Origin of the sequence: Micromonospora sp. NPDC048986, from assembly GCF_040649335.1 — a bacterium.
GTDB classification, from domain to species: Bacteria; Actinomycetota; Actinomycetes; order Mycobacteriales; family Micromonosporaceae; genus Micromonospora; species Micromonospora alfalfae.
The window spans coordinates 332,501-355,169 of record NZ_JBEZFJ010000003.1; the positions used below are offsets into that span (position 1 = coordinate 332,501).

The 22,669-nt window shown below is 71.4% G+C and carries 20 protein-coding genes and 1 tRNA gene; 10 read left to right on the top strand and 11 right to left on the bottom strand.

Features of this window, described 5'->3' with window-relative positions:
• The first annotated feature begins 45 nt into the window (after positions 1-45).
• A complete protein-coding gene (locus tag AB0B94_RS09390) occupies positions 46-1,053 on the top strand; it encodes a helix-turn-helix domain-containing protein (protein ID WP_357270643.1) in 1,008 nt (335 codons plus the stop codon).
• 295 nt (positions 1,054-1,348) lie between these two features.
• On the opposite strand, the gene AB0B94_RS09395 is transcribed toward AB0B94_RS09390, so the two are convergent.
• The 8 genes from AB0B94_RS09395 to AB0B94_RS09430 all read right to left on the bottom strand — a co-directional run bounded on the left by AB0B94_RS09395 (position 1,349) and on the right by AB0B94_RS09430 (position 9,900).
• Complete coding sequence (locus tag AB0B94_RS09395) at positions 1,349-1,813, bottom strand: hypothetical protein (RefSeq protein WP_238666564.1); 465 nt, start codon at positions 1,811-1,813, stop codon at positions 1,349-1,351.
• A gap of 28 nt (positions 1,814-1,841) precedes the next feature.
• Positions 1,842-3,794: a VWA domain-containing protein gene (locus tag AB0B94_RS09400; RefSeq protein WP_357270646.1), complete on the bottom strand. Its 1,953-nt coding sequence runs from the start codon at positions 3,792-3,794 to the stop codon at positions 1,842-1,844.
• A 2-nt stretch (positions 3,795-3,796) separates the two neighbouring features.
• Complete coding sequence (locus AB0B94_RS09405; protein WP_357270649.1) at positions 3,797-5,257, bottom strand: sigma 54-interacting transcriptional regulator; 1,461 nt, start codon at positions 5,255-5,257, stop codon at positions 3,797-3,799.
• A 56-nt stretch (positions 5,258-5,313) separates the two neighbouring features.
• Positions 5,314-6,390: a hypothetical protein gene (locus tag AB0B94_RS09410; protein WP_357270652.1), complete on the bottom strand. Its 1,077-nt coding sequence runs from the start codon at positions 6,388-6,390 to the stop codon at positions 5,314-5,316.
• 76 nt (positions 6,391-6,466) lie between these two features.
• Positions 6,467-7,117 (bottom strand): response regulator transcription factor, encoded by a 651-nt coding sequence (locus AB0B94_RS09415; RefSeq protein WP_357270655.1) that lies wholly within the window; start codon positions 7,115-7,117, stop codon positions 6,467-6,469.
• Positions 7,114-8,361 (bottom strand): histidine kinase, encoded by a 1,248-nt coding sequence (locus AB0B94_RS09420; RefSeq protein WP_357270658.1) that lies wholly within the window; start codon positions 8,359-8,361, stop codon positions 7,114-7,116. Before AB0B94_RS09420 ends, AB0B94_RS09415 begins: the two co-directional genes overlap by 4 nt.
• Positions 8,362-8,416: 55 nt before the next feature.
• Positions 8,417-8,923: a hemerythrin domain-containing protein gene (locus tag AB0B94_RS09425; protein ID WP_112582361.1), complete on the bottom strand. Its 507-nt coding sequence runs from the start codon at positions 8,921-8,923 to the stop codon at positions 8,417-8,419.
• Entirely contained in the window at positions 8,920-9,900 is a 981-nt protein-coding gene (locus AB0B94_RS09430; protein WP_357270661.1) for an aldo/keto reductase, read from the bottom strand. The genes AB0B94_RS09425 and AB0B94_RS09430 overlap by 4 nt, the downstream gene beginning before the upstream one ends.
• 70 nt (positions 9,901-9,970) lie before the next feature.
• Here AB0B94_RS09430 and mgrA point away from each other — a divergent pair, with 70 nt between their 5' ends.
• Positions 9,971-10,966: an L-glyceraldehyde 3-phosphate reductase gene (gene mgrA / locus AB0B94_RS09435; protein ID WP_357270664.1), complete on the top strand. Its 996-nt coding sequence runs from the start codon at positions 9,971-9,973 to the stop codon at positions 10,964-10,966.
• A gap of 27 nt (positions 10,967-10,993) precedes the next feature.
• On the opposite strand, the gene AB0B94_RS09440 is transcribed toward mgrA, so the two are convergent.
• Positions 10,994-11,908 (bottom strand): lytic polysaccharide monooxygenase, encoded by a 915-nt coding sequence (locus tag AB0B94_RS09440; RefSeq protein WP_357270667.1) that lies wholly within the window; start codon positions 11,906-11,908, stop codon positions 10,994-10,996.
• A 124-nt stretch (positions 11,909-12,032) separates the two neighbouring features.
• On the opposite strand from AB0B94_RS09440, the gene AB0B94_RS09445 reads away from it, so the two are divergent.
• From AB0B94_RS09445 to AB0B94_RS09475, 7 genes are all read left to right on the top strand, one after another.
• Positions 12,033-12,155, top strand: coding sequence for a 50S ribosomal protein L36 (locus AB0B94_RS09445; protein WP_030490864.1), 123 nt, complete (start codon positions 12,033-12,035; stop codon positions 12,153-12,155).
• A gap of 780 nt (positions 12,156-12,935) precedes the next feature.
• Positions 12,936-14,684 carry a carbamoyltransferase N-terminal domain-containing protein gene (locus tag AB0B94_RS09450; protein ID WP_357270670.1) on the top strand — a complete coding sequence of 583 codons (1,749 nt, stop codon included), beginning with the start codon at positions 12,936-12,938 and terminating at the stop codon, positions 14,682-14,684.
• Positions 14,674-15,999 (top strand): MFS transporter, encoded by a 1,326-nt coding sequence (locus AB0B94_RS09455; protein WP_357270673.1) that lies wholly within the window; start codon positions 14,674-14,676, stop codon positions 15,997-15,999. The genes AB0B94_RS09450 and AB0B94_RS09455 overlap by 11 nt, the downstream gene beginning before the upstream one ends.
• Positions 15,989-17,209, top strand: a complete 1,221-nt coding sequence (locus AB0B94_RS09460) for a hypothetical protein (protein WP_357270676.1) — start codon at positions 15,989-15,991, stop codon at positions 17,207-17,209. The genes AB0B94_RS09455 and AB0B94_RS09460 overlap by 11 nt, the downstream gene beginning before the upstream one ends.
• A 50-nt stretch (positions 17,210-17,259) precedes the next feature.
• On the top strand, positions 17,260-18,225 hold the full coding sequence (locus AB0B94_RS09465) for a hypothetical protein (RefSeq protein ID WP_357270679.1): 966 nt from the start codon (positions 17,260-17,262) through the stop codon (positions 18,223-18,225).
• Positions 18,218-19,522, top strand: coding sequence for an ATP-grasp domain-containing protein (locus AB0B94_RS09470; protein WP_357270682.1), 1,305 nt, complete (start codon positions 18,218-18,220; stop codon positions 19,520-19,522). Before AB0B94_RS09465 ends, AB0B94_RS09470 begins: the two co-directional genes overlap by 8 nt.
• 82 nt (positions 19,523-19,604) lie before the next feature.
• Complete coding sequence (locus tag AB0B94_RS09475; RefSeq protein WP_357270685.1) at positions 19,605-19,865, top strand: YciI family protein; 261 nt, start codon at positions 19,605-19,607, stop codon at positions 19,863-19,865.
• Between the two features lie 130 nt (positions 19,866-19,995).
• On the opposite strand, the gene AB0B94_RS09480 is transcribed toward AB0B94_RS09475, so the two are convergent.
• Both AB0B94_RS09480 and AB0B94_RS09485 read right to left on the bottom strand, forming a co-directional pair.
• Positions 19,996-20,068 (bottom strand) — tRNA-Ala (locus AB0B94_RS09480).
• Positions 20,069-20,156: 88 nt separating this feature from the next.
• Entirely contained in the window at positions 20,157-20,747 is a 591-nt protein-coding gene (locus AB0B94_RS09485) for a YqgE/AlgH family protein (protein WP_112582369.1), read from the bottom strand.
• Between the two features lie 321 nt (positions 20,748-21,068).
• Between AB0B94_RS09485 and mdlC the strand changes: the two genes are divergently transcribed.
• Entirely contained in the window at positions 21,069-22,664 is a 1,596-nt protein-coding gene (gene mdlC, locus AB0B94_RS09490) for a benzoylformate decarboxylase (RefSeq protein ID WP_357270688.1), read from the top strand.
• The last annotated feature ends 5 nt before the right edge of the window (positions 22,665-22,669 follow it).

Sequence of the window (22,669 nt, forward strand, 5' to 3'; positions counted from 1 at the left end):
GTCTGAGCCGGGCCACTCACCTCGACGAGTGGCCGGAAAGCCATCATGCGCAATAATCGGGCCATGAGCGCTCGCCCGCACCGGATCGCCGTACTCGCGCTGCACCAGGTCGTCGGCCTGGACCTCGGCACCCCGTCCCAGGTCTTCAGCACGGCCCGGGCCGCCGACGGGACACCCTTCTACGACGTCCGGGTGTGCACCCCGGGTGGGCAGCCGGTACGCAGCACCGCCGGCTTCCAGGTGGTCCCCGACCACGGTCTGGAGCTGCTCGACACAGCCGAAACGGTGATCGTCCCGGGCATCCACGACGGGACCCCGTTGACAACGGGCATCGCCGACGCGGAGGTGACCGGGGCGCTGCGCGCGGCACACGAGCGGGGCGCCCGGATCATGTCGATCTGCACCGGAGCGTTCGTGCTCGCCGCCGCCGGCCTCCTCGACGGGCGACGGGCGACCACCCACTGGGCGTACGCCGAGCGGTTCCGCCGCCTGCACGACCGGGTGGACCTCGATCCGGGCGTACTCTTCATCGCCGACGACCGGGTGCTCACCTCGGCCGGAGTCGCCGCCGGCATCGACCTCTGCCTGCACGTCATCCGCCTCGATCACGGCAGCGAGGTGGCCAACAGAGCGGCCCGTCGCTGTGTGGTGCCACCGTGGCGCGACGGCGGTCAGGCGCAGTACATCGAGCAGCCGGTGCCGAGGGCGACCGACACCAGCACGGCGGGAGCCAGGGAGTGGGCCCGGCAACGGCTGCACGAGCCGATCGCGCTGCGCGATCTGGCCGAGCAGGCGCGGATGAGCGTGCGCACCTTCACCCGACGCTTCCGGTCGGAGACCGGCCTGAGCCCGGCGCAGTGGCTGCTGCAACAGCGCACCGACCACGCGAGGCTGCTGCTGGAGACGACCGACCTCACAGTCGACCAGATCGCCCACCGCTGCGGGTTCGGCACCACCGCCGCCCTACGCCAGCAACTCCACCAACGCATCGGCGTAGCCCCGTCCACCTACCGCCGCGCCTTCCACCGACGCCCGGCCCTAACCAAACCCTGACCCACCCACCCGCACACCCGCACACCCGCGCCCCCGCGCCCCCGCGCCCCCGCGATCTTGCATTTACTGTCGCCCAAACATCCACTTATGCCGCTTTTGCCGGGACAGTATGTGCAAGATCGACGGAAAGCTTGGGGTGAGGTCGGGTAGGTCAACGAGCGTGATGTCTGTGAGTCATCGTGATGACTCACAGACATCACGCTCAACGTGGCAACAGCTCGGCACTCTGTGCCACGCCGCCACGCCGGCCGGCCGACGGCTTCTCGGGGCCATTTGGGCCGAGTGTCTTTGGCGCTCAGGACCGGAGCCGGTGCAGTTGGGACTGGTGTTTGGGCAGGTGCACCCTCGTGTGCAGGTCCAGGGTGCGGGACCAGGGCAGCGGCTCGTCGACGATGAGGTCGAAGCCCTCGCGTAGGTGCGTCTCGACCGGGGTCTCCGCGGCCAGGCCGAGCTGGTCGACCAGCCCGCACAACCGGTCGCTGGTGCCGTGCAGCAGCGCGGTCAGGCCACGCAGGCCACAGTGCTCGGCGGCGAGCGCGTCGAGCTGCGGGCGGTGCATGTCCTCCGCCAACTCGTAGTAGGCGAACGGCGACCCGGCCAGCAACGCCTCGGTGGCCTGGATCATCAGCTCGTCGTTGGCGACCAGATGCGCGACGATCTGCTCGGCACTGAGCTGCCCCTCCGGAGCCGGACCGAACCCGCCAGCGTCGACCTCCGCGAACAGGGCACCGTAAGCCCGCCGCAATCCCCCGCTCTCCATCCCCCCAGTCAACCCGCAGCGGCGGGAGTTAGCGGCGGGATTGGCGGGAGCGGAGGTAGTCGCTGACCACGTACTCGCCCAGGTCGTCGGTGTCCGGCGTGAACATGCGACCCCGGCTGCGGCGGGCCACCGCGTCGACGAAGCGCCGCAGACCCGGGTCGTCGCCGAGCATGAACAGATTGAGCGTGGCACCGTAACGGCTCAGCCGGTCCACCTCGCGGACCGTCGCCTCGATCGTCTCCGGCAGCGGCGGCCAGTGGAACAGCGCCTCCCCGTCGTCCGGATCCAGGTGCGCGGTCGGCTCGCCGTCGGTGACCACCAGCACGATCGGTTCGGCGTCCGGGTGTCGCCGCAGGTGCCGGCCCGCCAACCGCAGCGCGTGCTGGAGGTTGGTGCCCTGCTCCATGTCCGGCTCCACGGCCGCCAACTCCTGCTGGGTGAGCGTCATCGCCTCCCGGCCGAAGCCCACTATCTGCAGGGCGTCCTGTGGGAAGCGCGTCTCCATCAGGTGTGCCAACGCCAGCGCCGTCTGCTTCATCGGCCCCCAACGACCCTGAGAGATCATCGAGTACGACAGGTCGACGCAGAGCACCACAGCGGCCGAGGCACGCCTCTCGGTCTCCACCACCTCGAAGTCGTCCACCGCGAGCTGCACCGGGACCGTCGGCCCGGCCCGACTGACCGCCCGGGTCAACGTCCGGACCACGTCCAACGGTTGTTCATCGCCGTACTGCCAGGGCCTGGACGCGCCGCTGACCTCGCCCGCCGCACCGGCCGAGCGCAGGTCGTGCTGGCCGCGCGGCCCGGCGGTCAGCTCCGCGAAGACCTGCCGCAGCGCGGTCCCGCCGAGCCGGCGCAGCGCCTTCGGGCTCAGTGTGAGCCCCTCCGCGTCCCGGCTGACCCAACCCTGGCGGCGCAGCTCCCGCTCCAGATCGCGCAGCCGGCGAACGTCGTCGGCCGCGTCCCGGCCCAGCGTGCGCGCCACCGCGTCGACGTCCACGTCGTCGAGGGTCGCCCCCGGGTGTTCCTGGTCGAGCTGGTCCAGCAGGTCGTCCAGGTCGCCGATCTCACCCAGCGCGCCGGCCGCGTCGGCGTAGTCCAGCGGCTGGTCGCCACGAACCCGCTCGCCGCGCCCCCAGCGCAGATCGGGCCGCAGCGCGCGCAGGTTCGCGTCGAGCGCCGACAACTCCCCCGCAAGGCGGTCGCCGAGCGACTGCTGCATGAGGCCGGCCAACTCGGCGCGCTGCCGCTCGGAGAGCGAGTTCATCAGCCGCTCACCGGCCGCCGCCCGACGGGCCAGCACGTCGATCAACTCGTCGACGTTCTCCGGCTTCTCCGGAAAGAAGTCGCCATGTCGGCGCATGAACTCGGCGAAGGCGTCGGTGGTGTCCTCCGCGCGACCGTGCCGGGCGAGCAGGTCGTTCAGGTCGCCCATCATCTCGGCGAGCCGCTGCTGGGCGGCCGGGTCGGCGGAGGCGCGCACCGCGTCGCTCAGCCCGGCGAAGCGCTGGCCGAGCACGTCGTCGCGGAGCTGGTCGAGGATCTGCTGGTACGAGCGGCGGGCGTCGTCGCTGGCCCACTGGTAGCCGGACAGCTCCTCCACCGCCCGCGCTGTCGAGCGCGGCAGATTGTCCAGCACTGCCTCGGCGAACCGCGCGTCGTCGTCGTCGCGACCGCGCAGCTCGTCCCGCTCGGCGGCGAGTGCCTGGTCGAGCAGGGCCTGGGCCCGGGTCACCGCCCCGTCCAGGTCGCCCCTGCGCAGCGCCTCCCGGCGCAGCCGCCGAGCCCGGGCGGCCAGGTCGTCCAGGCCACCCCGTCCCTGCGGGCCACGGCGCAGCAGGTCACGCAGCGCCTCCCGCAGGCTGCCGCCGGCCAGCACCTCGGCGCCGACCGCGTCCACCGCCTCACGCACGTCGTACGGAGGTGCCAGCGGATCGGGCCCGCCGTTCCACTGCCCGTAACGGAACCGGTTGCCGGCCACCGTCAGCCCCGGCCGCCGTAGACGGTGCGCCCCGAGTCGGTGACGTCCTTGCCGAGCCGGCGGGTCAGGTGCAGCCCTTCCAGCACGAACTCGACGGCGGCGGCGGCCTCCTCGGAGGTGGGCGCGTCGCCCAGGTCGAGCCGGTCCAGGACCTTTGCCAACCCGGGTACGGTGCCGACCTGGCGCAGCAGCTCGGCGGCGCTGACCAACTCGCCGGTCTCGATCGCGGCGCCGTCCTCGACCAGGGCGGTGAACCCGGACAGGTCAAGCCCGGCCAGGTGGGCCCGGAACGTCTCGGCGGTCGCGGTACGCAGCAGGTGCGCGAGGATCTCGGTCTCCCGGCCCTCCTCGCCGCTCTCGAACTCGACCTTGCCCCGCAGCGTGCTGGTCACCGACACCGCGTCGCCGACGCGGGCAACGGCGGCCTCGGGGCGTCCCTGCGGGGTGTCGGAGGCGGCGAGCAGACCGGCGCGACGCAGCGCGGCACCGGCGACCGTCTCGGCGGCGGCGATGGCGAATCGGGCGGAGACGCCAGAGCGCGGGTCCACCGACGGCGACTCCCGGACGGCGCGGGCGAAGCGGGCCAGCACCTCCAGCACGTGCTCAGGCACCTCGGCGACCAGGGCGGCCTCCTGGCGGATCAGCGCCAGCTCCAGCTCCAGGTCGACCGGGTAGTGGGTGCGGATCTCCGCGCCGAACCGGTCCTTGAGGGGGGTGATGATCCGGCCCCGGTTGGTGTAGTCCTCCGGGTTGGCGCTGGCCACCAGGAGCAGATCCAGCGGCAGGCGCAGCTGGTAGCCGCGAACCTGGATGTCCCGCTCCTCGAGCACGTTGAGCAGTGCCACCTGGATGCGCTCGGCCAGGTCGGGCAGTTCGTTCACGGCGAAGATGCCCCGGTTGGTGCGCGGCACCAACCCGAAGTGGATGGTCTCCGGGTCGCCGAGGGTACGACCCTGGGCGATCCGGATCGGGTCGACGTCACCGATCAGGTCGCCGACGCTGGTGTCCGGGGTGGCCAACTTCTCGCCGTACCGCATCGAGCGGTGCAGCCAGCCGATCGGCAGGTCGTCGCCCGCCTCGGCGACCTGGGCGCGGGACGTCGGGGTGAGCGGGTGCATCGGGTGCTCGTTGAGCACCGAGCCGGGCAGTACGGGGGTCCACTCGTCGAGCAACGCGCCCAGGGAGCGGATCAGCCGGGTCTTGCCCTGGCCGCGCTCGCCGAGCAGCACCATGTCGTGCCCGGCGAGCAGGGCCCGCTCGACCTCGGGCAGCACCGTGTCGTCGTAGCCGACGATGCCGGGAAAGCGGGTCTCGCCGGAGCGCATCCGGGCGAGGAGGTTGTCGCGGAGTTCCTGCTTGACGGTGCGGTACTGGTGACCGGCCGCCCGTAGCGCGCCGAGCGTGCCGGGCAGGTCGGCCGGTGGAACCGGGATTACCGGGGTAGGCGCAGTCACCCGACCCACGCTAGCTCACATTCGCAGGGGCGCCCCGGGCATCAGGGGCACCCCCACCCCCACCCTCAACCCCGGCCGCAGCGCCGGCAGGTGCCGCGACGGCGCAGGTGGTACGCGTAGGTGGCCGCGCCGAGCGCCACACCCCACACCGGCCAAAGCAGCATTGGCGACCCGGTAATGCTGAGCCCGCCGGTGAGTTCCCAGAACTTCGGGTTGCTGAGCAGCCCCAGCGAGGCCGCGGTAACGGAGATGGCGACCAGGCTGGCCGGCACCACGGCCAGCTTCACCGGCACCCGCCGCCCGGCGAGCCCGAGCGTCCAGTGCGGAAACCGCTCACCCCAGCGTTGCACCAGGCCCAGGGTGAGGATCGCGCCGACGGTGGCGAAGGCCGCCAGCCCGAACCCGGCCCAGACCAGCCCGGTGTCCTGCATCTCGGTGAGGAACTCGCGGGAGATGCCGAGCGGGATGCCGGCCGCCCAGGCGAACCGGGTCAACGCGTACGTGACCGGGATGCCCGCGGCGATGCCGGCGGCCCACCGACCCCAGCGGGTGGCGGCGGCCGGGGTGGTCCACCGTTGGCCGGTGTCGGCGCGGCCGCAGCCGACGCAGGCCCCGGCCGTGCGGCGCTGCCAGGCGAGCACGGCCCCGACCAGCAGCAACCCGCCGGCCAGCGCCGCGAACCGGCCGAACAGCGCCCAGTTGAAGACGTCGGAGTAGTCGATCGGCGGCCAGCCGAACGGTGCTCCGACGATCAGTATCGGCAGGTAACCGAGAACGATCAGCACTCGGACATCCGGCACGACCAGGACGAGCACCAACGCGACCGCCCAGCCGTAGCCGGCGAGCAGCGCCCGCAGCGGGCCGGGTGGGCGCGCCGCCGGGCGGCTCATGGCCAGGGCCGCCACCGCGGCGGTGAGCAGCACACCGGCGAAGAGCGGGGTGGCCACCTCCACCGGTACCAGGCGCAGCAGGCTGACGTCGCCGCCGTGCGGGTCGTTCGGGCCGAACGGGTAGCCGGCGCCGGTGAGCGTGCCGATCAGGGCGAGCACCCCCCACAGGCCGAGCCAACCGGCGGCCAGTGGGGCGAGCCGGTCGGGCCAGCGGGAGGCGGTACGGGACGGGGAGGCAGTGATCGTTGTCATGCTCTCAGCCTCGACTGATGACCGCCCGATTCCCTCCCGGCCAGCAGTGAACCCGCTCCCCCGCTCGAGGGAACGATCAGCCGGACGGGGTGACGAAACCGGACTCGTAGGCGGCGATGACCGCCTGCGTACGGTCGCGGACCCCCAGCTTGGCCAGCACGTTGCCCACGTGCGTCTTCACCGTCTCCACCCCCACCACCAGGTGCGCGGCGATTTCCGGGTTGGACCTGCCGGTGGTCATTAGCCGCAGCACCTCGGCCTCCCGTTCGGTGAGCCGGGCGGCACTCAACCGGTCGCCACCCGCCGGCCCGTACGCCCCGACCAGTTGGCGGATCGCGGCCGGGAAGAGCAGCGACTCGCCGGCCGCGACCACCCGGACCGCCTCCACCACCTCGGCGGGCCGGGCCCGTTTGAGCAGGAACCCTGAGGCGCCGGCGCGCAGCGCCTCGTAGACGTACTCGTCGTTGGCGAACGTGGTGACCACCAGCACCCGGGGCGGGTCGGCGGAGGTGGCCAGCAGGTGCCGGGTGGCCTGGATGCCGTCGATGCCGGGCATCCGCACGTCCATCAGCACCACGTCGGGCCGGTGCCGGGCGACCAGCGGCGGCACCTCGGCGCCGTCCGCGGCCTCGGCGAGCACGTGCAGGTCGGGTTGGGCGTCGATGATGGCCCGCAGCCCGACCCGGATCAGTTCGTCGTCGTCGACGATCAGCACCCCGGTGGTCATGTCGTCGTCTCCTCGTAGGGCAGGCGGGCGCGGATCAGCCACAGGTCACCGTCCGGGCCCACTGTGAGCCGGCCGCCGAGCAGCAGCACCCGCTCCCGCATGCCGTCCAGGCCTCGACCGCCCCGCCCCCGCTGGCCCCGGTCGGGGTGGCGCACCGCGTTGACCAACTCCAACTCCAGCGCGTCGCTGCGCAGGTCCAGGCGTACCGTCACCGGCCCGTGGCCGTGCCGGGCGGCGTTGGTCAGTCCTTCCTGGACGATGCGGTAGCCCTCCCGGGAGACCACCGCCGGCACCCGGGCCGGGTCGCCGGCGCGTTGCGCGTGCACGGCCAGGCCGGCCGCGCGGGCGTCGTTGACCAGCCGGTCCAGGTCGGCGAGGGTACGCTGCGGCGCCACCACGGGCCTGTCGCGTCCGTTCTCCCGGAGCAGCCCGAGCACGTGGTCGAGGTCGTCCATCGCGGTCCGTCCGACGTCCTCGATCGCGGTGAGTGCCCGTCGGACGAACTCCGGGTCGGTGTCGAGGACCTCGCGGGCGGCCCCGGCCTGGAGGGTGGCCACTGTCAGCGCGTGACCGATCGAGTCGTGCAGTTCCCGGGCCAGTCGGTTGCGTTCGGCGAGCCGGGTGGCCCGCGCCTCCAGGGCGGCGATCCGCTCCGCCTGGGCCGGGCCGAGCAGCACCGGTGCCATCAGACCGGCGAGCGCGCCGAGCCCGGCGACGACGTAGCCGAGGCCGACCAGCAGGAGCACCCCGGCCACTGTCAACCAGCCGCTGTCCCGCCCGTCCAACGGCCCGAACCGTTCCTGGCTGGTCAGCTCGGTGCCGACGCCGAACTGTTGGGCGATGAAGGCCAGCGCCATCGGCAGGGCGCTGAACAGCGCGATCATCACCACCGCGCCGACGATGAGGTGGGTGGCGATCCAGAGCGCGCTGCGCAGCCGGGTTTCCCGGTCGCCGCGATGCCCGAGCTCCGGCTCGGGCAGGTCGACGCCGAGCAACCTCCGCACGGCGGCGATCTCCAGGGCGCGGCTGCCGTCCAGCAGCAACGGGACCACGGCGATCAGCACCGCGATGAGCAGCAGGACGTAGACCAGTGGGCGTGGGATCTCCGAGTCGGCGAGCAGTTGGGCGAAGGTCACCGCGAGCAGCCCGTACGGCAGCGCCAGCACGCCGCCGAGCAGCAGGAACACGCCGCGTCGCCAGGTGGTGCCGGCGACCAGCGGGGCCAGCGCCGCTCGGAGGTTCACCTCGCCATTCTGCTGCCCGGACGGGTCCCGCCGACTCCCCCGCGTCGGGGAGATGTCAGCGGTGGTCGGCCACGTACTGCTGCGGGTCCTTGTCGCGGAAGGGCAGGTTGCGGCCGTTCTTGTGCTCGCCGTAGAAGGTCAGCCAGCGTTGGCCCAGCTCGGCGCGGAGTTCGGTGCTGGCGTGCCGGCGGAAGTCGGGCAGCGCCTCGTCCTCCTCCTCGGCCAGGTGTTCGCTGTTCTCCCGGCGGGCGGTGCCGACCGCCTCCCACCACTGGTCCGAGCCGACCGGGTGCAGCTTCGCCTCGGCGATGGCGTCGCGGATCTTGTTGTGGTCGCCGATCGCGTCGGCGGTCTCGTCCTCGCCGTCGTCGCCGTGCTTGACCAGGTGTGGGTAGAGGATCGCCTCTTCCGCCTCGGCGTGGATGTCCAGGTGCAGGGCGAGGGCGTCCCAGATCGCGAGCATCTCCTGCTCGTCGCGGGCGTCGTCGAGTCGGGCGAAGCCACGCCGGAAGGCGGCGTGGTCGTCCAGGATCAGTGCGGTGATGTCGTCCACTGTGCTCACTTTCTGGTTGGTGTGCCGAACCGGGCACGCAGCATCGCCGGCATCGCGGCGAGTCCGGTGATCGGGCGGAAGCGTTTCGCTGCCTCGGCCAGCGCCGTGTACTCGTCGTCGGCGAGGTCGATGTCGGCGGCGGCGGCGTTGCGTTCCATCTGCTCGACTCCGGACGCCCCGGGGATGGCGAGCACGTTCGGGTGGCGCAGCAGGTAGGCCAGCGCGATCTGGCTGGCTGTGGCGTCGTGGGCGTCGGCGACCTGGCGCACTGTGTCGATCAGCGCCGCGCCGCGCTCCAGGTTCTCCGGCAGGAAGTACGGGTTGGCGCGCCGGACCGCGCCGGTCGGCGGGTTCTTGGCGTCGTAGCGGCCGGAGAGGAAGCCCTGCGCCAGCGGGCTGTACGCGATGACCACCCGACCGGCCTGCCGCGCGTACGGCAGCAGGTCCTGCTCGGGTGCGCGGTCCAGCATGCTGTAGCGGACCTGGTTGCTGAGCACCCGCCGGCCGAGCGCCGCCTCGGCGACCTGCCAGCGGCGCAGCCCGTAGTTGCTCACGCCGACCTCGCCGACCAGCCCGACATCCTGCAGGGTCCGCATGCCGCGCATGGTGGTGTGGTCGGCGACCAGTGGGTTGGGTTGGTGCACCTGGTAGAGGTCGATGCTGGTGACGCCGAGCCGGGCCGCCGAGGCGACCGCCCGCTGCTGCACCACGGCGGCCAGCGGCAGCACCGGCAGGATCTTGCTGGCGATGACGACCTTCGGCCGGTCGTCGCCGAGGGCCGCGCCGAGGATGCGTTCGCTGCGTCCGAAGCCGTAGATCTCCGCGCTGTCGAAGACCGTCACGCCCAGCTCGATGGCCCGCCGGACGATCTGCGCCGCCCGCCGCTCGAAGTCCGGGCCGTACCCCCATTCCCGGGAGCCGAACTGCCAGGTGCCCAAGCCGATCCTGGACAGCGGTTTGGGGGTGTCGAGCGCAATGAAACGCATGGCGTCGAAACTACCCCGATGTCCCGGTTTCCACGCCCAAGCCGCGCTACTGCGGGCCGGAGCTAGGCTCATGATCGTGACCTACCTCGCTGCGGATGACCGCTACGACACCATGACCTACCGGCGCAGCGGTCGCAGTGGCCTGCGACTGCCTGCCGTTTCGCTCGGCCTGTGGCACAACTTCGGTCCGGACCGCCCGTTCGAACGGCAGCGCGACATCGTCCGCCGCGCCTTCGACCTGGGGGTCACCCACTTCGACCTGGCCAACAACTACGGCCCGCCGCCCGGTTCGGCGGAGGAGAACTTCGGCCGGATGCTCGCCACCGACCTGAAGCCGTACCGGGACGAGTTGGTCATCTCCAGCAAGGCCGGGTACCTGATGTGGCCCGGCCCGTACGGCGAGTGGGGCTCACGCAAGAACCTGATCTCGTCGCTGGACCAGTCGCTGGGCCGGATGGGACTGGACTACGTCGACATCTTCTACTCGCACCGGTTCGACCCGGACACCCCCCTTGAGGAGACGATGGGGGCGCTCGACGCCATCGTCCGCTCCGGCAAGGCGCTCTACGTCGGCATCTCGAACTACAACTCGGAGCAGACCACGCGGGCCGCCGCGATCCTGCGCGAGCTGGGTACGCCGCTGCTGATCAACCAGCCGTCGTACTCGATGCTCAACCGCTGGACCGAGTCCGACGGGCTGCTCGACACGCTGGAGCAGGTGGGTGCGGGCTGCATCGCGTACAGCCCGTTGGCGCAGGGCCTGCTGACCGACCGCTACCTGGGCGGCATCCCGGCCGACTCGCGGGTCCGCACCAGCGTCTTCCTCAACGAGAGCGACCTCAGCGACGAGAAGATGGCCACCATCCGTGGGCTCGGCGCGGTCGCCGAGGCTCGCGGCCAGTCCCTCGCGCAGCTCGCGTTGGCCTGGGCGCTTCGTGACCCGCGGATGACCAGCCTGATCATCGGGGCGAGCAGTGTCGAGCAGTTGGAGACGAACATCGCCGCGCTGGACAACCTCGACTTCACCGCCGACGAGTTGGCCGAGATCGAGCGTCACCTCGGCTGAACGCCGTCGGGTTCCGGGCGGGTCGGGTCACCAGATCCGACGCCGCCCGGCCCGGTGGTTGCGCACCTCGCACTGCCGGCCCGCAGGTGCGGCGGCGCTGCGACGTCGCCGTCCGGCACCGATCAGCAGCAGCGCCAGGACCAGCACGGCGGCGGCACCGGCCAGCACCGGCCAGCGGCCACCGAGGTCGGTCACCGACGCCACCGGCACGCCCGGGTCGGCCGCCGCCGCCACCGCCGACCCGGTGGCGGCCGGCGCACTCGCGGTGGTACGCGGCGCGCCCTTCGGTGCGGCGGCCCTCGTCGGGGTGGCAGCGGCCTTGGCACCACGGAACACCACGTCCGAGCAGGAGTAGTAGGTGTCCGGGGTGTTGGAGTTCTGCCAGATCGTGTAGATCAGGTGTCGGCCGCTGCGGCCCGCCGGCAGCCGACCCGCCAACTGGTACGCCCCGGCCCGCACCGGCGGGTCGGTCAGCGTCAGGAACGGGCGCGATTCCAGATCCGCCCAGGTCAGTTTCTTGCGGGGGTCGTAGGCCGGCGTGGTGACGTAGAGCCGGAAGGTGCCCCGGTGCTCGATGGTGGTCCGGTACCGGAAGGTGAACGTCGCGCCGCTGGTCAGCGTGGTGCTGGGCCAGTCGGTGCGGGGCAGGTCCAGCCCCCGGTACGCGGACAGTCCGCCGCTGCACAGCTCACCGTCCGGGATCCGTTCCCGATCTCGCCCGTTGATCGTTGACACGCGCACGTTGTCCCATTCACGGACCGCCGCGCCCGCCTGGATCGCCGCCCGGCAGGCGCTGGTGGCCGCGTACCGGCCCTCGGGGCCACAGGCCGCCGCGCGACTGACCGGGTCGGTCGGAGCGCCGTGGGCGGCGGCAGGCGTTGCGGCCACTGGCACTGTCGCGGCAGCGACCAGCACCGTGGCGAGGAGTCGGCGTACGGGCATGAGGATGACCTCCGCCCACTGGTACGGCCGGGAGACGGCAAAGGTTCGACGCTGACCGGCCGGGAATCCGGCGGGTGGGTGCGGCGTTTCGATACTCGGAACCGCTAGCACCGAGGAGGCAGACATGAAGGTACGTAGCTCGTTGCGTGCGCTGAAGCAGAAGCCGGGTTCGGTGGTGGTCCGCCGTCGCGGCCGCGTGGTCGTGGTGAACCGCGCCAACCCGCAGTGGAAGAGCCGTCAGGGCTGACCCAGCCCTTACCGGACATCTAGTCGCCAACGCCCTGACCGGGTCCTCCGGTCGGGGCGTTTTGCGTGCCAGGGCATGACCGCCGGCGCGGACAATGAGAAGGGCGATTCTTTTCCGGGAGCGCTTTTCCTGACCCGGACCCGCAGGGTTCGGGTCACCGGTGACGGTGACTCAATCACGCCTGTTCATTGTCGCCGCAACAGCCCTGTGGACCGCTTGGGCAATTGTCGGGTCAGAGAATCTGGCACTCGCGACGCGTTCGGCGCGGCGCAGTTCCGAACCGATTCGGAGTGGGTGCGTCGATTGCAGGATATCGCGTATCCATCGCTCAAGATCCGCTTCGTCCGCCGGCGGACTCCCGGACCCCGCGGCACCCCCGGTCGAAGATAGACGCCAACTGGCCTCATCGCCACTCATTAATCCCCCATGCCCGTCACAGCCGACCTGAGCTGCTCATATGCCGCCCGAGGCACCGCTTTGGCGATCGGGCTCGGCACCAACCCTGGCAGTCGACAGCGCTAAGTTACCAACTCGTAACGCGGGAATTTCAGATGACGGAAAATCCATATCCTATTAGACCGATGGGCATTGCGGAATCTCGGAGAGGGCTCTCGGCAACCCCTTCCTGGTCCGACGCGGCCAACCGTCAACATCGAGCAACGCCACTCCCCATGGCGCAGCTCGGAGGCCTGCTGATCGGCGTCGACAAGGATCGGGGGTTGACTTGCCGACAGAACATCGATAGGAATTTTGAGTCGCCAAAAATGGGGGGAAGCATCTATGCGTATTACGTGCGGAGTAAAGCTCACTCAGAGCGGGGGCGTCGCCCTCTTCCACGACGACGTGTTGGAGTTCAACGTCGAGGCGCAGAAGCTGGAGAACAACCGTCGATACAGCGACGTGGACGATCTCACGCTGATCGCCCGGATCCTGGGCGACTTCGGGTACAAGACCTCCGACGTCGACCAGTGGGCACTGGACGGCTGGGACGGCGCCGTCCACGGGCAGGCCCATCGGCTCAACAACGGCAGCCCGGTCGACGTCCGCCTGGCGCCCTACCGGGAAACCGAGCGGGTGCCGAATCCGGCGCAGCCGGGTCACCGTGGCGAGTTGCCCATCGGCGACGCCACAGTGCCGTACGTCAGTCACGTGCACGTGGCGAGCCACCTCGCCGCCGCGTACAGCACCAGCCCCTTCGCGCGGCGGGGCGAGCCGAGCCTCGTCCTGGTCTGGGACGGCGGCTGCTTCCCCCGGCTCTACGCGGTGGACAAGGACGGCCGCATCGAGCCCGGCGGCGAGGTCTTCCCGCTGATCGGGCACTTCTACTCGATGGCCTCACAGCACTTCGGGCCGTACCGCCGCGACAAGCTGTCCCGCAACGTCGACGACCTCTCGGTGGCCGGGAAGCTGATGGCCTACATCGCCCTCGGCACCGCCCGTGAGCCGATCAAGCAGGTCCTCGGGGAGCTGTTCCACCAGCACTTCGAGGCCAACAGCCCGGCCGTCCGCAAGTACCGCGAGGAGATCATCGGTTGCGGCAGCACCGGCGAGCCCTCGCACGCCTACGTCCACGCCTATCTGGACGACGTCCGTCGGCGCACCGACCAACTGGGCGTCTCCGACGACGACGTGCTCGCCAGCGTGCACGAGTTCATCGAGGAGTTGCTCGTCGAGCGACTGGTCGCCAAGGCCGAGTCCTGGAAGGGCGACGGTCCCTGGAACCTCTGCTTCGCCGGGGGCTGCGCCCTGAACATCAAATGGAACAGCGCCATGCGGTCGCACAAGGCCATCCGCGAGATGTGGGTGCCGCCCTTCCCGGACGACTCGGGTTCGGCCGTCGGCACCGGCGCCATCCTGGTCAGCGGAGAGCAACGGCTGGCGCCGATCTCGTGGAACGTCTTCGCCGGCCCCGACCTCGTGCACAACTCGCACGTCCCGGCGGGCTGGACGGTGGCGCCATGCCGACCGGAGGAACTGGCCCGGCTGCTGCACCGCACCGGTAAGCCGGTGGTGGTCCTGCACGGCCGCGCCGAGCTGGGCCCCCGCGCACTTGGGGCGCGCAGCATCCTCGCCCCGGCGGTGGACCCGGCGATGAAGGACGAACTCAACCGGATGAAGCGTCGGGAGAGCTTCCGGCCGGTCGCACCGATCTGCCTGACCGATCAGGCGCCGACGGTCTTCGACCCCGGCACCCCGGACCCGTACATGCTCTTCGACCACCGGGTGCGCCCCGACTGGGTGGACCGGATCCCGGCGGCGATCCACCTCGACGGGACCGCCCGCTTGCAGACGGTCAGCGCCGAGGACAACCCGATGCTCGCGGCAGTCCTTCGCGAGTACCACAAGTGGAGCGGGATCCCGGTGCTCTGCAACACCAGCGCGAACTACAACGGCCGCAGCTTCTTCCCCGACGTGATGTCGGCGATGGAGTGGGGCCAGGTCGACCTCGTCTGGAGTGAGAACGCGCTGTACCGCAGAGTCACCTCATCGGACGCGTCAGCGAGCGTCACCGGCACCGGTGTCAGCTGACATCCGGCGCCCGCCGGAGGGTACGAACGCCACAGCGCCACCACGCCCCCCGCTGCGGGAGCCGGCGTTCCGTACCCTCTGGCTGGGCGACCTGGCCGCCCGGTCGGCACACCAGATCACCGCCTTCGGGTTGCCCCTGCTGGTGGTGACGTTGCTGGCCGGCACCGGCACCCAGGTGGGGTTGGTCGGCGCGGCCCAGTTCGTGCCGGTGCTGGCGTTCTCCCTACTGGTGGGCACCTGGACCGCCCGTACCTCGCTGCGCTGGATCCTGGTCACCGGCAACGCGGCACGCGGCGTCGTGCTGTTCGGCATCGGGGCCCTGGCCGCCACCGACCGGCTGGTCTTCCCGGCGCTGTTGGTGGGCGCGTTCCTGATCGGCTCGGCGGCGGTGCTGCACGACATCGGGTCCCAGGTCACCGCGCCCCGGTTGCTGGACGGCGACCGGCTGGTCGCCGGCAACGGTCTGTTGCAGGCCACCACGTCGGTGACCCAGATGGCCGGGCCGGCGGCGGCGGGATTCATCGTGCAGTCCGCCGGCGCCTCCTGGGCCGCTGTGGTCACCGGGGCACTGTTCTGCGCGGCGGCGATGGCGATGGCGGCCCTCCCGGCTCGGGTGCTACGGCCGGCGACCGACCGGGGCGACGCGCCGACGATCCGGGCCGGGCTGGCCTACGTCTGGCGGAGCCGACCGATCCGGGACCTGTGCGTGCAGTCGGCCCTCTTCAACCTGCACGAGCAGGCCTTCGCGACGGTCTTCCTGGTGTACGGCGTGCGTACCCTCGGGCTCTCCGGTGGCCTGATCGGCCTGGTCATCGGGCTCGGCAGCGTCGGGGCACTGATCGGCTCCCTCGTCGCCGGGCGGGTCGGTGCCCGCCTGCACCTCGGTCGGGCGCTCACCGTCTCGATCACGGTCGCCGCGCTCGGGTTGCTGCTGGTGCCCGGGCTCGCCGCGGCCGGCACGGCGACAGTGCTGCTCGGCGCGGGCTTCGTGATCAACGGGGCGGCTCTGGCGGTCTACAACGTCCTGGCGGTCACCGTACGGCAGCAGGTCCCCCCTCCCGTACTGCTCGGCGCGGTGACAGCGAGCTACCGCATCGCGGCCTTCGGTTCGCTGCCGGTCGGGGCGCTGATCGGCGGGGTGTTGGCCGACCTGGCCGGGACGACCACGGCGGTGTGGGTGGTGGCCGTCTCGCTCACCGTCTCCTCGCTGCTGCTGTACGCCTCTCCGCTGCGCACCGCGGCCCAGATCTCCGAGGTGCGGGCCCTGGCGGACACGACGACTCGGAAGGAGCGGTTTATCCGGCATGGCGACTGACGTGACCGACGGCATTGGCGCCGTCGACGAGGAGACCTGGTCCCGGCTGGCCGCCGACGCCGAACCCGACGCCGCCCACGGCTACCTGCTGTTCCGCGAACGGCTGGAGCCGGGCAACGCGCTACTGGTCAGCGCCCACGACGGCCGGGGGCCGGTGGCCGCGATCCACGCGGTCACCGCAGTGGCCGGGACGAGCCTGTTCAGCCACCCGTGGAAACTCCTCACCGAGGAGCAGTTCCTCCGCCTCACGCCGGACGACGACGCGACAGCGATCCGTACCGAGCACCGGGCCCTGCTCGGCGCGCTCGGCCCGGACGCACCCGGGTCGGGCGATCTCGCCGACTGGCTCACCACCACCGTCGGAGAGCCGCTCGTCGTCCGGACCTACGACCGCAGTCCCCTGTTCACCGCCCCCGACGTCGACATCACCCGTCGGCGGCAGGCCGGCCGGGAGGTCGTGGCGACCCTCCAGGACCTGGTCCGGCAGGGTCACGCGGGAGCTGTGGTCCTGCCGTACGTGGCCACCGACGACGAGTTGCTGCGTGGCCTGCTGGAGGCCGCCGGCTTCGTCCGGGGCTCGGTCACCGCCGCATCCGCGCTGCATCTGGGCGGCTACCCCACCTACCAGGCGTTCCTGGACGGGCAGAACGCCGAGACGCGCCGCAACTACCGACTGGCCGAGCGCGAGGTGTCCCGGGCCGGGCTCCAGGTCCGCGAGGTGCCGCTGGCCGAGCACGTCGACCGGATCGTGGACCTTGAGGCCCGCACCGGCGAGCGCAACGGCGCGGCACCCAACCGGCCCCAGCTCCGGGCGGCCCGCGCGTACCTGGCGGCGGTGCTCCCCGGGGCGATCCGGGTGGCCGTGGCGGGCCGGTCCGACGCCGAAGTCCTCGCCTGCACAGTGCAGATGTACGGCCGGCACGGCTGCTGCACCCTCGGCTACGGCAGCGACTACGACGTCACCGGTACCAGCGTCGCCTACCACCACCTGGTGTTCGGGCAACCTGTCGAGTCCTGCATCCGGGCCGGCGTGCCCCGGTACCGCCTCGGGTTCGAGGCGTTCGCCCCGAAGTTCCGCCGAGGCGCCCGGGTCGCTAAACGGGAGTTGTGGCTGTGGACGCCCGATGAGCGCCGGCGGGAGTCGTTCGCCAGGCTCCTGCGCTTCCTCGACGAGCGCACCACCGGCCACCTGGCTGCCTACGTCCGCTGATTCCCCTTCATTCCGCGTCGCATCCGACGCACTACCACCGGGAGACCGACATGCCGCTGGCCCCTCGTGCCATGGTGATCTCGCTGCAGAAGACCGGCACCCACCTCATGCAGGGTCTGATGACCAACCTGGGGTACAAGATGGCCGGGGTGCCCCGGCCGACCCCCCGCAACACCCCGGAATTCACCGCCGCGCAGCAACGTCAGATCGCCGCGCTCACCCTGTCGAAGTCCGACTACGACGAGCTGCTGGAGCTGGAGGGCACTGAGGAGTACCACCTCCGCACCCAGGAAGCCTGGTCCGCCCTTGGCTGGCACTGGCAACGCAGACTGGGCCAGCACGTCGTCAACCGGTACGGGCAGACCCGCTTCGACTTCGCCGACTCGGTGATCACCAACCCGCACCTGCCGTACTCCCGGTTCGCGGACACCCCGGCCGGGCTCTGCTGGATCTTTCACGAGCTGGACATCAGCAAGGTGGACGGCTCCTTTTTCGCCGAGTGGGTGGAGACCGCCACCCCGCCGCTGGTCTACAACTACCGCGACCCGCGCGACGCCCTGGTGTCGATGGTCAACTTCCTGGAGGGACGGACCCGCGAGGGGTACGGCAACTTCTACGAGTTCGACATTTTCCACCGCATCCTGACCTCCCTGCCGACCTGGGAGGAAAAGCTCGACTACGCGATGCGGGACACGTCCTTCCTCGGTCGCGACCAGTTCGAGAGGGGGTTGTGGCTGCTCCGCCACCCCGACGTGTGCAAGGTCAGCTACGAGGATCTGGTCGGGGAGCGCGGCGGCGGGTCCCGGCAACGCCAACTCGAGGCAGTGGACCGGTTGCTGAGGCACGTCGGGTCCACAGCGGACGCCGAGGAGGTCGCCGGCAAGGTCTACGACCAGAGTTCCTGGAGTTTCTTCCGGGGCACCACCGGCACCTGGCGGGAGCGGTTCACCAAGCGCAACGAGGCCCGTTTCACCGAGCTGTTCGGCGACATCCTGGAGCAGTACGGCTATGAGTGAGGCCCGCGCCTTCCTGCTGCTCGGCGGCTACCGGGTCATCGCCCGCAACTGGGGCTTCCTCGCCGACCTCGCCGGTCGAGGGCTACGGATCCTGCTGATCACCTCGGAACAGTGGCGGGCCGACACGACGGCCGCCATGGCCCGGGGCGAGGGTCCCGGGACGTACCTCACGGACGCGGCCTTCGTCACCGGCGAGGTCGGCATCGAGGGCAGTTTCACCTCAGGTGTGGTCGCCCACGTCCAGCGCTGGCAGCAGGAGTACGACATCGTCGGGGTCTACGCCGCGGGCGAGATGCTCGTCGAGCAGACCGGGGTCGTGGCGGATGCGCTCGGCCTGCCCGGGCCGGGGGTACGCGCGGCCCGGGTGTGTCGCAACAAGTACCTGCAACGGTTCTACCTGCCGCAGTGGAGCCCCCGACTGGTCGTCGTGCCACCACAGGGGCGCACCGGGCTCGACGTGGGCTCGGTGCGGTTCCCGGTGGTGCTGAAGCCCTCGGGTCGACGGTCGAGTTCCGGGGTCCAGGCGGTGCGCGACCCCGAGGCCCTGCCCGCGCTGCTCACCGGGTACCCGGCGGCCGAGACCCTGCTGGTCGAGGAGTACGTCACCGGCGCCGAGTACTCGGTGGAGGCGGTCGTGCAACACGGTCGGATCGTCTTCGAGTCGGCGACCCAGAAGCGCACCACCGAGGACGACTCGGACTGGTTCGTCGAGATGGCCCACACTGTGCCCGCACCTCCCGGTGGGCAGCACGACAGGCTGCTCGCCGCCAACCGCGACATCGTGGGCCGGCTCGGTCTGGTCGCCGGCATCGTGCACACCGAACTCCGCCTCGACCGGGACGGCCGGCCGGTCCTGATGGAGGTCGCCGCCCGTACTCCCGGCGATGGCATCATGCCGCTCTACCACCTGGCAACCGGTCGGGCGCTGGAGCAGACGATCATGGAGGTGGCGCTCGACGAGCCGGCGGCGCACCCCCCACCCCGGCGCTACGCCCGCCAGGTCTACCTGCCCCAGCCGAGGGGAACGTTGCAGGACGTGAAGCTGCGCTGGCCGGGCGTGGAGCCGCAGTGGGTGCCGGAGGGGCAACCGTGGCCGGTCATCGCACCGGGCGAAGCCGATGACCCGCCCGCCCTGCGGCACGTCATCGTGCTCAAGGAACGCGGGGCACGCCTCGGTGAGCTGCGCGAATCCGGTGACCGAGCTGTGACGTTCCTGATCGACGCCCCGACCCTCGACGACCTCGACGAGTTGGAGCGGCAGGTGAGCGCGGCGATCGACATCATCGTCGATCCCTGACCACCACGTCCACTACTGAACGGTGGTGGCACGCCGGATCGACTAGGGTGCTTCGAAAGATCGCCCCGATGAGGAGGAACCGGTGTTCATCTTGGAGCTGACCTTCGGCGACGACCCCGACCGGCTCGCCGCCCGACCGGCGCACCGGGAGCGGCTCCAGGCCCTGCACCAGGAGGGCCGGCTGGTCATGGCCGGGCCGTTCGCCGACGACTCCGGAGCACTGCTGATCTTCGACGTCCCGGACGCCGAGGCGTTCGCCGCGGTCGTCGCCGAGGACCCCTACTACCGGACCCCCGGGGTGACGATCACCAGCCAGCGGGAGTGGTCACCGATCGTCCGGTAGCGAGGGCTTCGGCGGCGCAGTGGCTGCCACTGTCCGGGTGGCCGGCTGACCCGCCGCTCGTCGTCCGGGGCGAGCCCAGCACAGCAAAACGCCCTGGTCGGATTATCCCGGCCAGGGCGTTTCTCAAGGGTGGAGCCGAGGGGACTCGAACCCCTGACCCCCACACTGCCAGTGTGGTGCGCTACCAGCTGCGCCACGGCCCCTTGCTGTTGTCCCGGTCGCCCGGGCACTGGGAAACTATACACAGACGGGCCCGCATGGTCATCTCGCGGGGTCCCCCGCCGGGCCGGGTCAGTTGAGCGCCACGTCCGGCGGGAAGTGTGCGACGGCCGCCATCATCCCGCCCTGCCGGCGCAGCACCATCGGCCACAGGTCGTCGGGCCGGTCGACGAAGGCGTCCCCGGGCAGCCCGTCCAGCACGAACCAGGACCCGTCGGCGATCTCCTGCTCCAACTGGCCACTGCCCCAGCCGGAGTAGCCGGCGAAGACCCGGATGCCGCCGATGCTCTCCCGCAGCCGCTCCGGGTCGACCGAGAGGTCGATGGTGCCGACCGCCCCGGACACCTGGTGGAAGCCCTTAACCCGGCGCATCGGGTGCCGCATCCGGGCGAGGCAGATGGCCGAGTCGGGCTGCACCGGGCCACCCTCGAAGAGCACCGCCGGGTGGCGGGCGAGGTCGCTCCAGTCACCGAGCACCTCGGCCACCGGCACCTCGGTGGCCCGGTTCAGCACCACACCGAGCGCGCCGCCCGGCTCGTGGGCGACCAGCAGCACCACGGTGCGGTCGAAGTTCGGGTCCTTGAGCGCCGGAGTCGCGACCAGCAGCCGCCCGGTCATCGACTCCATCGCTCGTCCGCCGATCGCCTGGCCCTCTCCCTGCATGCCACACACCCGTCAACCGTGAGCCCGCGCCGGGCGCCGGTCATCGACCGGATCCGCCCGCCGCATCGGGTTCAGCCGCGCTGTCAACGCCATGCCTGGCACCATAGCCTGCGTGCTGGGCGCTGGCTAAGGTCTGACCGGCGGGTGATCGGACAGTTAAGACGAAGGGCCGCCGCACCCGACGGCGGAGCTCCCGGTGATCGACCGATCGGGACCACCGACGGCCGAGAAACGCCCGAAAGGTCCGTCACATCCCGATAGATTCGGCTGATCGGGAGGGCGACCGCGGTTGCCCCTGCCCGCGACACGGAGGCGGGTGCGATGGCAACTGTCCGGGACGCGACGTACGACGTGCTCCGCACCCTCGGTATGACCACTGTCTTCGGCAACCCCGGTTCCACCGAGGAGCCGTTCCTCCAGGACTTCCCCGCCGACTTCCACTACGTCCACGCGCTGCACGAGGCGACGGCCGTCGCGATGGCCGACGGCTACGCCCAGGCCAGCGGAGTGCCCGCCCACGTCAACCTGCACACCGCACCGGGCACCGGCAACGGCATGGGCAACCTGGTCACCGCCTGGCACAACAAGACCCCGCTGATCGTCACCGCCGGCCAGCAGACCCGGGAGATGCTGCTCCTGGAACCCCGGCTGACCAGCCGCCGATCCACCGAGCTTCCGCAGCCCTACGTGAAGTGGGCCTACGAGCCGGCCCGGGCGCAGGACATCCCCGCGGCGATGCTGCGGGCGTACGCGACGGCGGTGCAGCCACCGGCCGGGCCGGTCTTCCTCTCCCTGCCGATGGACGACTGGGCCCAGCCAGCCGACCCGCCGCCCGCGCCGCGAACGGTGGCCACCCGGTTCGCGCCGGACCCGCAGCGGTTGGCGGAGTTCGTCAGGGTGCTGGCCGGCAGCCGCAACCCGGTGCTCGTGTACGGGCCGGGAGTGGACCGCTCCGCGAGCTGGCCGACAGCCGTCGCGCTGGCGGAACGGCTGGCCGCGCCGGTCTGGTCGGCTCCCGCCCCCGAGCGGGCGGTGTTCCCCGAGGACCACCAGCACTTCCGCGGCGTGCTGCCGTACGCGATCGGTCCGCTCGCCGAGGCGCTGCGCGGACACGACACGGTGCTGGTTGTCGGCGCCCCGGTGTTCCGCTACTACCCGTACGTGCCGGGCGGGCACCTGCCCGACGGCGCCCGCCTGCTGCACATCACCGACGACCCCGACGAGGCCGCCCGAGCCCCGGTCGGCGACAGCCTGCTCAGCGACCCGGGGCTGGCCCTGGCCGCGCTGGTCGACGGGGTGCCGCCGAACGACCGGCCGGCACCCACCCGACGGGACGCACTGCCCCCGCCGGAGGTCGGCGCCCCGCTGAGCGCCGACGCCCTGTTCGCCGCGCTGGCCGCGCACTGGCCGACCGACGGCGTGCTGGTCCAGGAGTCACCATCCAACCTGTCCGCGCTACGTCGTCAGCTACGGGTCACCCGCCCGGCGTCGTACTTCACGATGGCCAGCGGCGGCCTCGGCTACGGCCTGCCGGCAGCGATCGGCATCGCGCTGGCCGAGCGGGACACCGGGCGCGGTCGCCCGGTGGTGGCGGTGATCGGCGACGGCTCCTTCCACTATTCGGTGCAGGCGCTCTGGACGGCCGCGCGCCTGGCACTGCCGGTGGTGGTCGTCGTGCCGGTCAACCAGCAGTACGCGATCCTCAAGGCGTTCGCCGAGCTGAAGCACACTCCCGGCGTGCCCGGCCTGGACCTGCCGGGGTTGGACGTCACGGCGATCGCGGCCGGCTACGGCTGTGCCACACAGGTGGTGGAGACCCCCGATCAGTTCGGCGCGGCGCTCTCCGCCGGGCTGCGCGCCGACCGGCCCACCGTGTTGCCGGTGCCGATCAGCACCGACGTGCCCAGCATCCTGTGAACCGG

What these genes read in the sequence shown, in the direction of transcription:
- AB0B94_RS09390 (WP_357270643.1), top strand. Translation starts at nt 46, where the DNA reads ATGCGCAATAATCGGGCCATGAGCGCTCGCCCGCACCGGATCGCCGTA.
- AB0B94_RS09395 (WP_238666564.1), bottom strand. Translation starts at nt 1,813, where the DNA reads ATGGAGAGCGGGGGATTGCGGCGGGCTTACGGTGCCCTGTTCGCGGAG.
- AB0B94_RS09410 (WP_357270652.1), bottom strand. Translation starts at nt 6,390, where the DNA reads ATGACAACGATCACTGCCTCCCCGTCCCGTACCGCCTCCCGCTGGCCC.
- AB0B94_RS09415 (WP_357270655.1), bottom strand. Translation starts at nt 7,117, where the DNA reads ATGACCACCGGGGTGCTGATCGTCGACGACGACGAACTGATCCGGGTC.
- AB0B94_RS09430 (WP_357270661.1), bottom strand. Translation starts at nt 9,900, where the DNA reads ATGCGTTTCATTGCGCTCGACACCCCCAAACCGCTGTCCAGGATCGGC.
- mgrA (WP_357270664.1), top strand. Translation starts at nt 9,971, where the DNA reads ATGATCGTGACCTACCTCGCTGCGGATGACCGCTACGACACCATGACC.
- AB0B94_RS09440 (WP_357270667.1), bottom strand. Translation starts at nt 11,908, where the DNA reads ATGCCCGTACGCCGACTCCTCGCCACGGTGCTGGTCGCTGCCGCGACA.
- AB0B94_RS09445 (WP_030490864.1), top strand. Translation starts at nt 12,033, where the DNA reads ATGAAGGTACGTAGCTCGTTGCGTGCGCTGAAGCAGAAGCCGGGTTCG.
- AB0B94_RS09450 (WP_357270670.1), top strand. Translation starts at nt 12,936, where the DNA reads ATGCGTATTACGTGCGGAGTAAAGCTCACTCAGAGCGGGGGCGTCGCC.
- AB0B94_RS09460 (WP_357270676.1), top strand. Translation starts at nt 15,989, where the DNA reads ATGGCGACTGACGTGACCGACGGCATTGGCGCCGTCGACGAGGAGACC.
- AB0B94_RS09465 (WP_357270679.1), top strand. Translation starts at nt 17,260, where the DNA reads ATGCCGCTGGCCCCTCGTGCCATGGTGATCTCGCTGCAGAAGACCGGC.
- AB0B94_RS09470 (WP_357270682.1), top strand. Translation starts at nt 18,218, where the DNA reads ATGAGTGAGGCCCGCGCCTTCCTGCTGCTCGGCGGCTACCGGGTCATC.
- AB0B94_RS09485 (WP_112582369.1), bottom strand. Translation starts at nt 20,747, where the DNA reads ATGCAGGGAGAGGGCCAGGCGATCGGCGGACGAGCGATGGAGTCGATG.
- mdlC (WP_357270688.1), top strand. Translation starts at nt 21,069, where the DNA reads ATGGCAACTGTCCGGGACGCGACGTACGACGTGCTCCGCACCCTCGGT.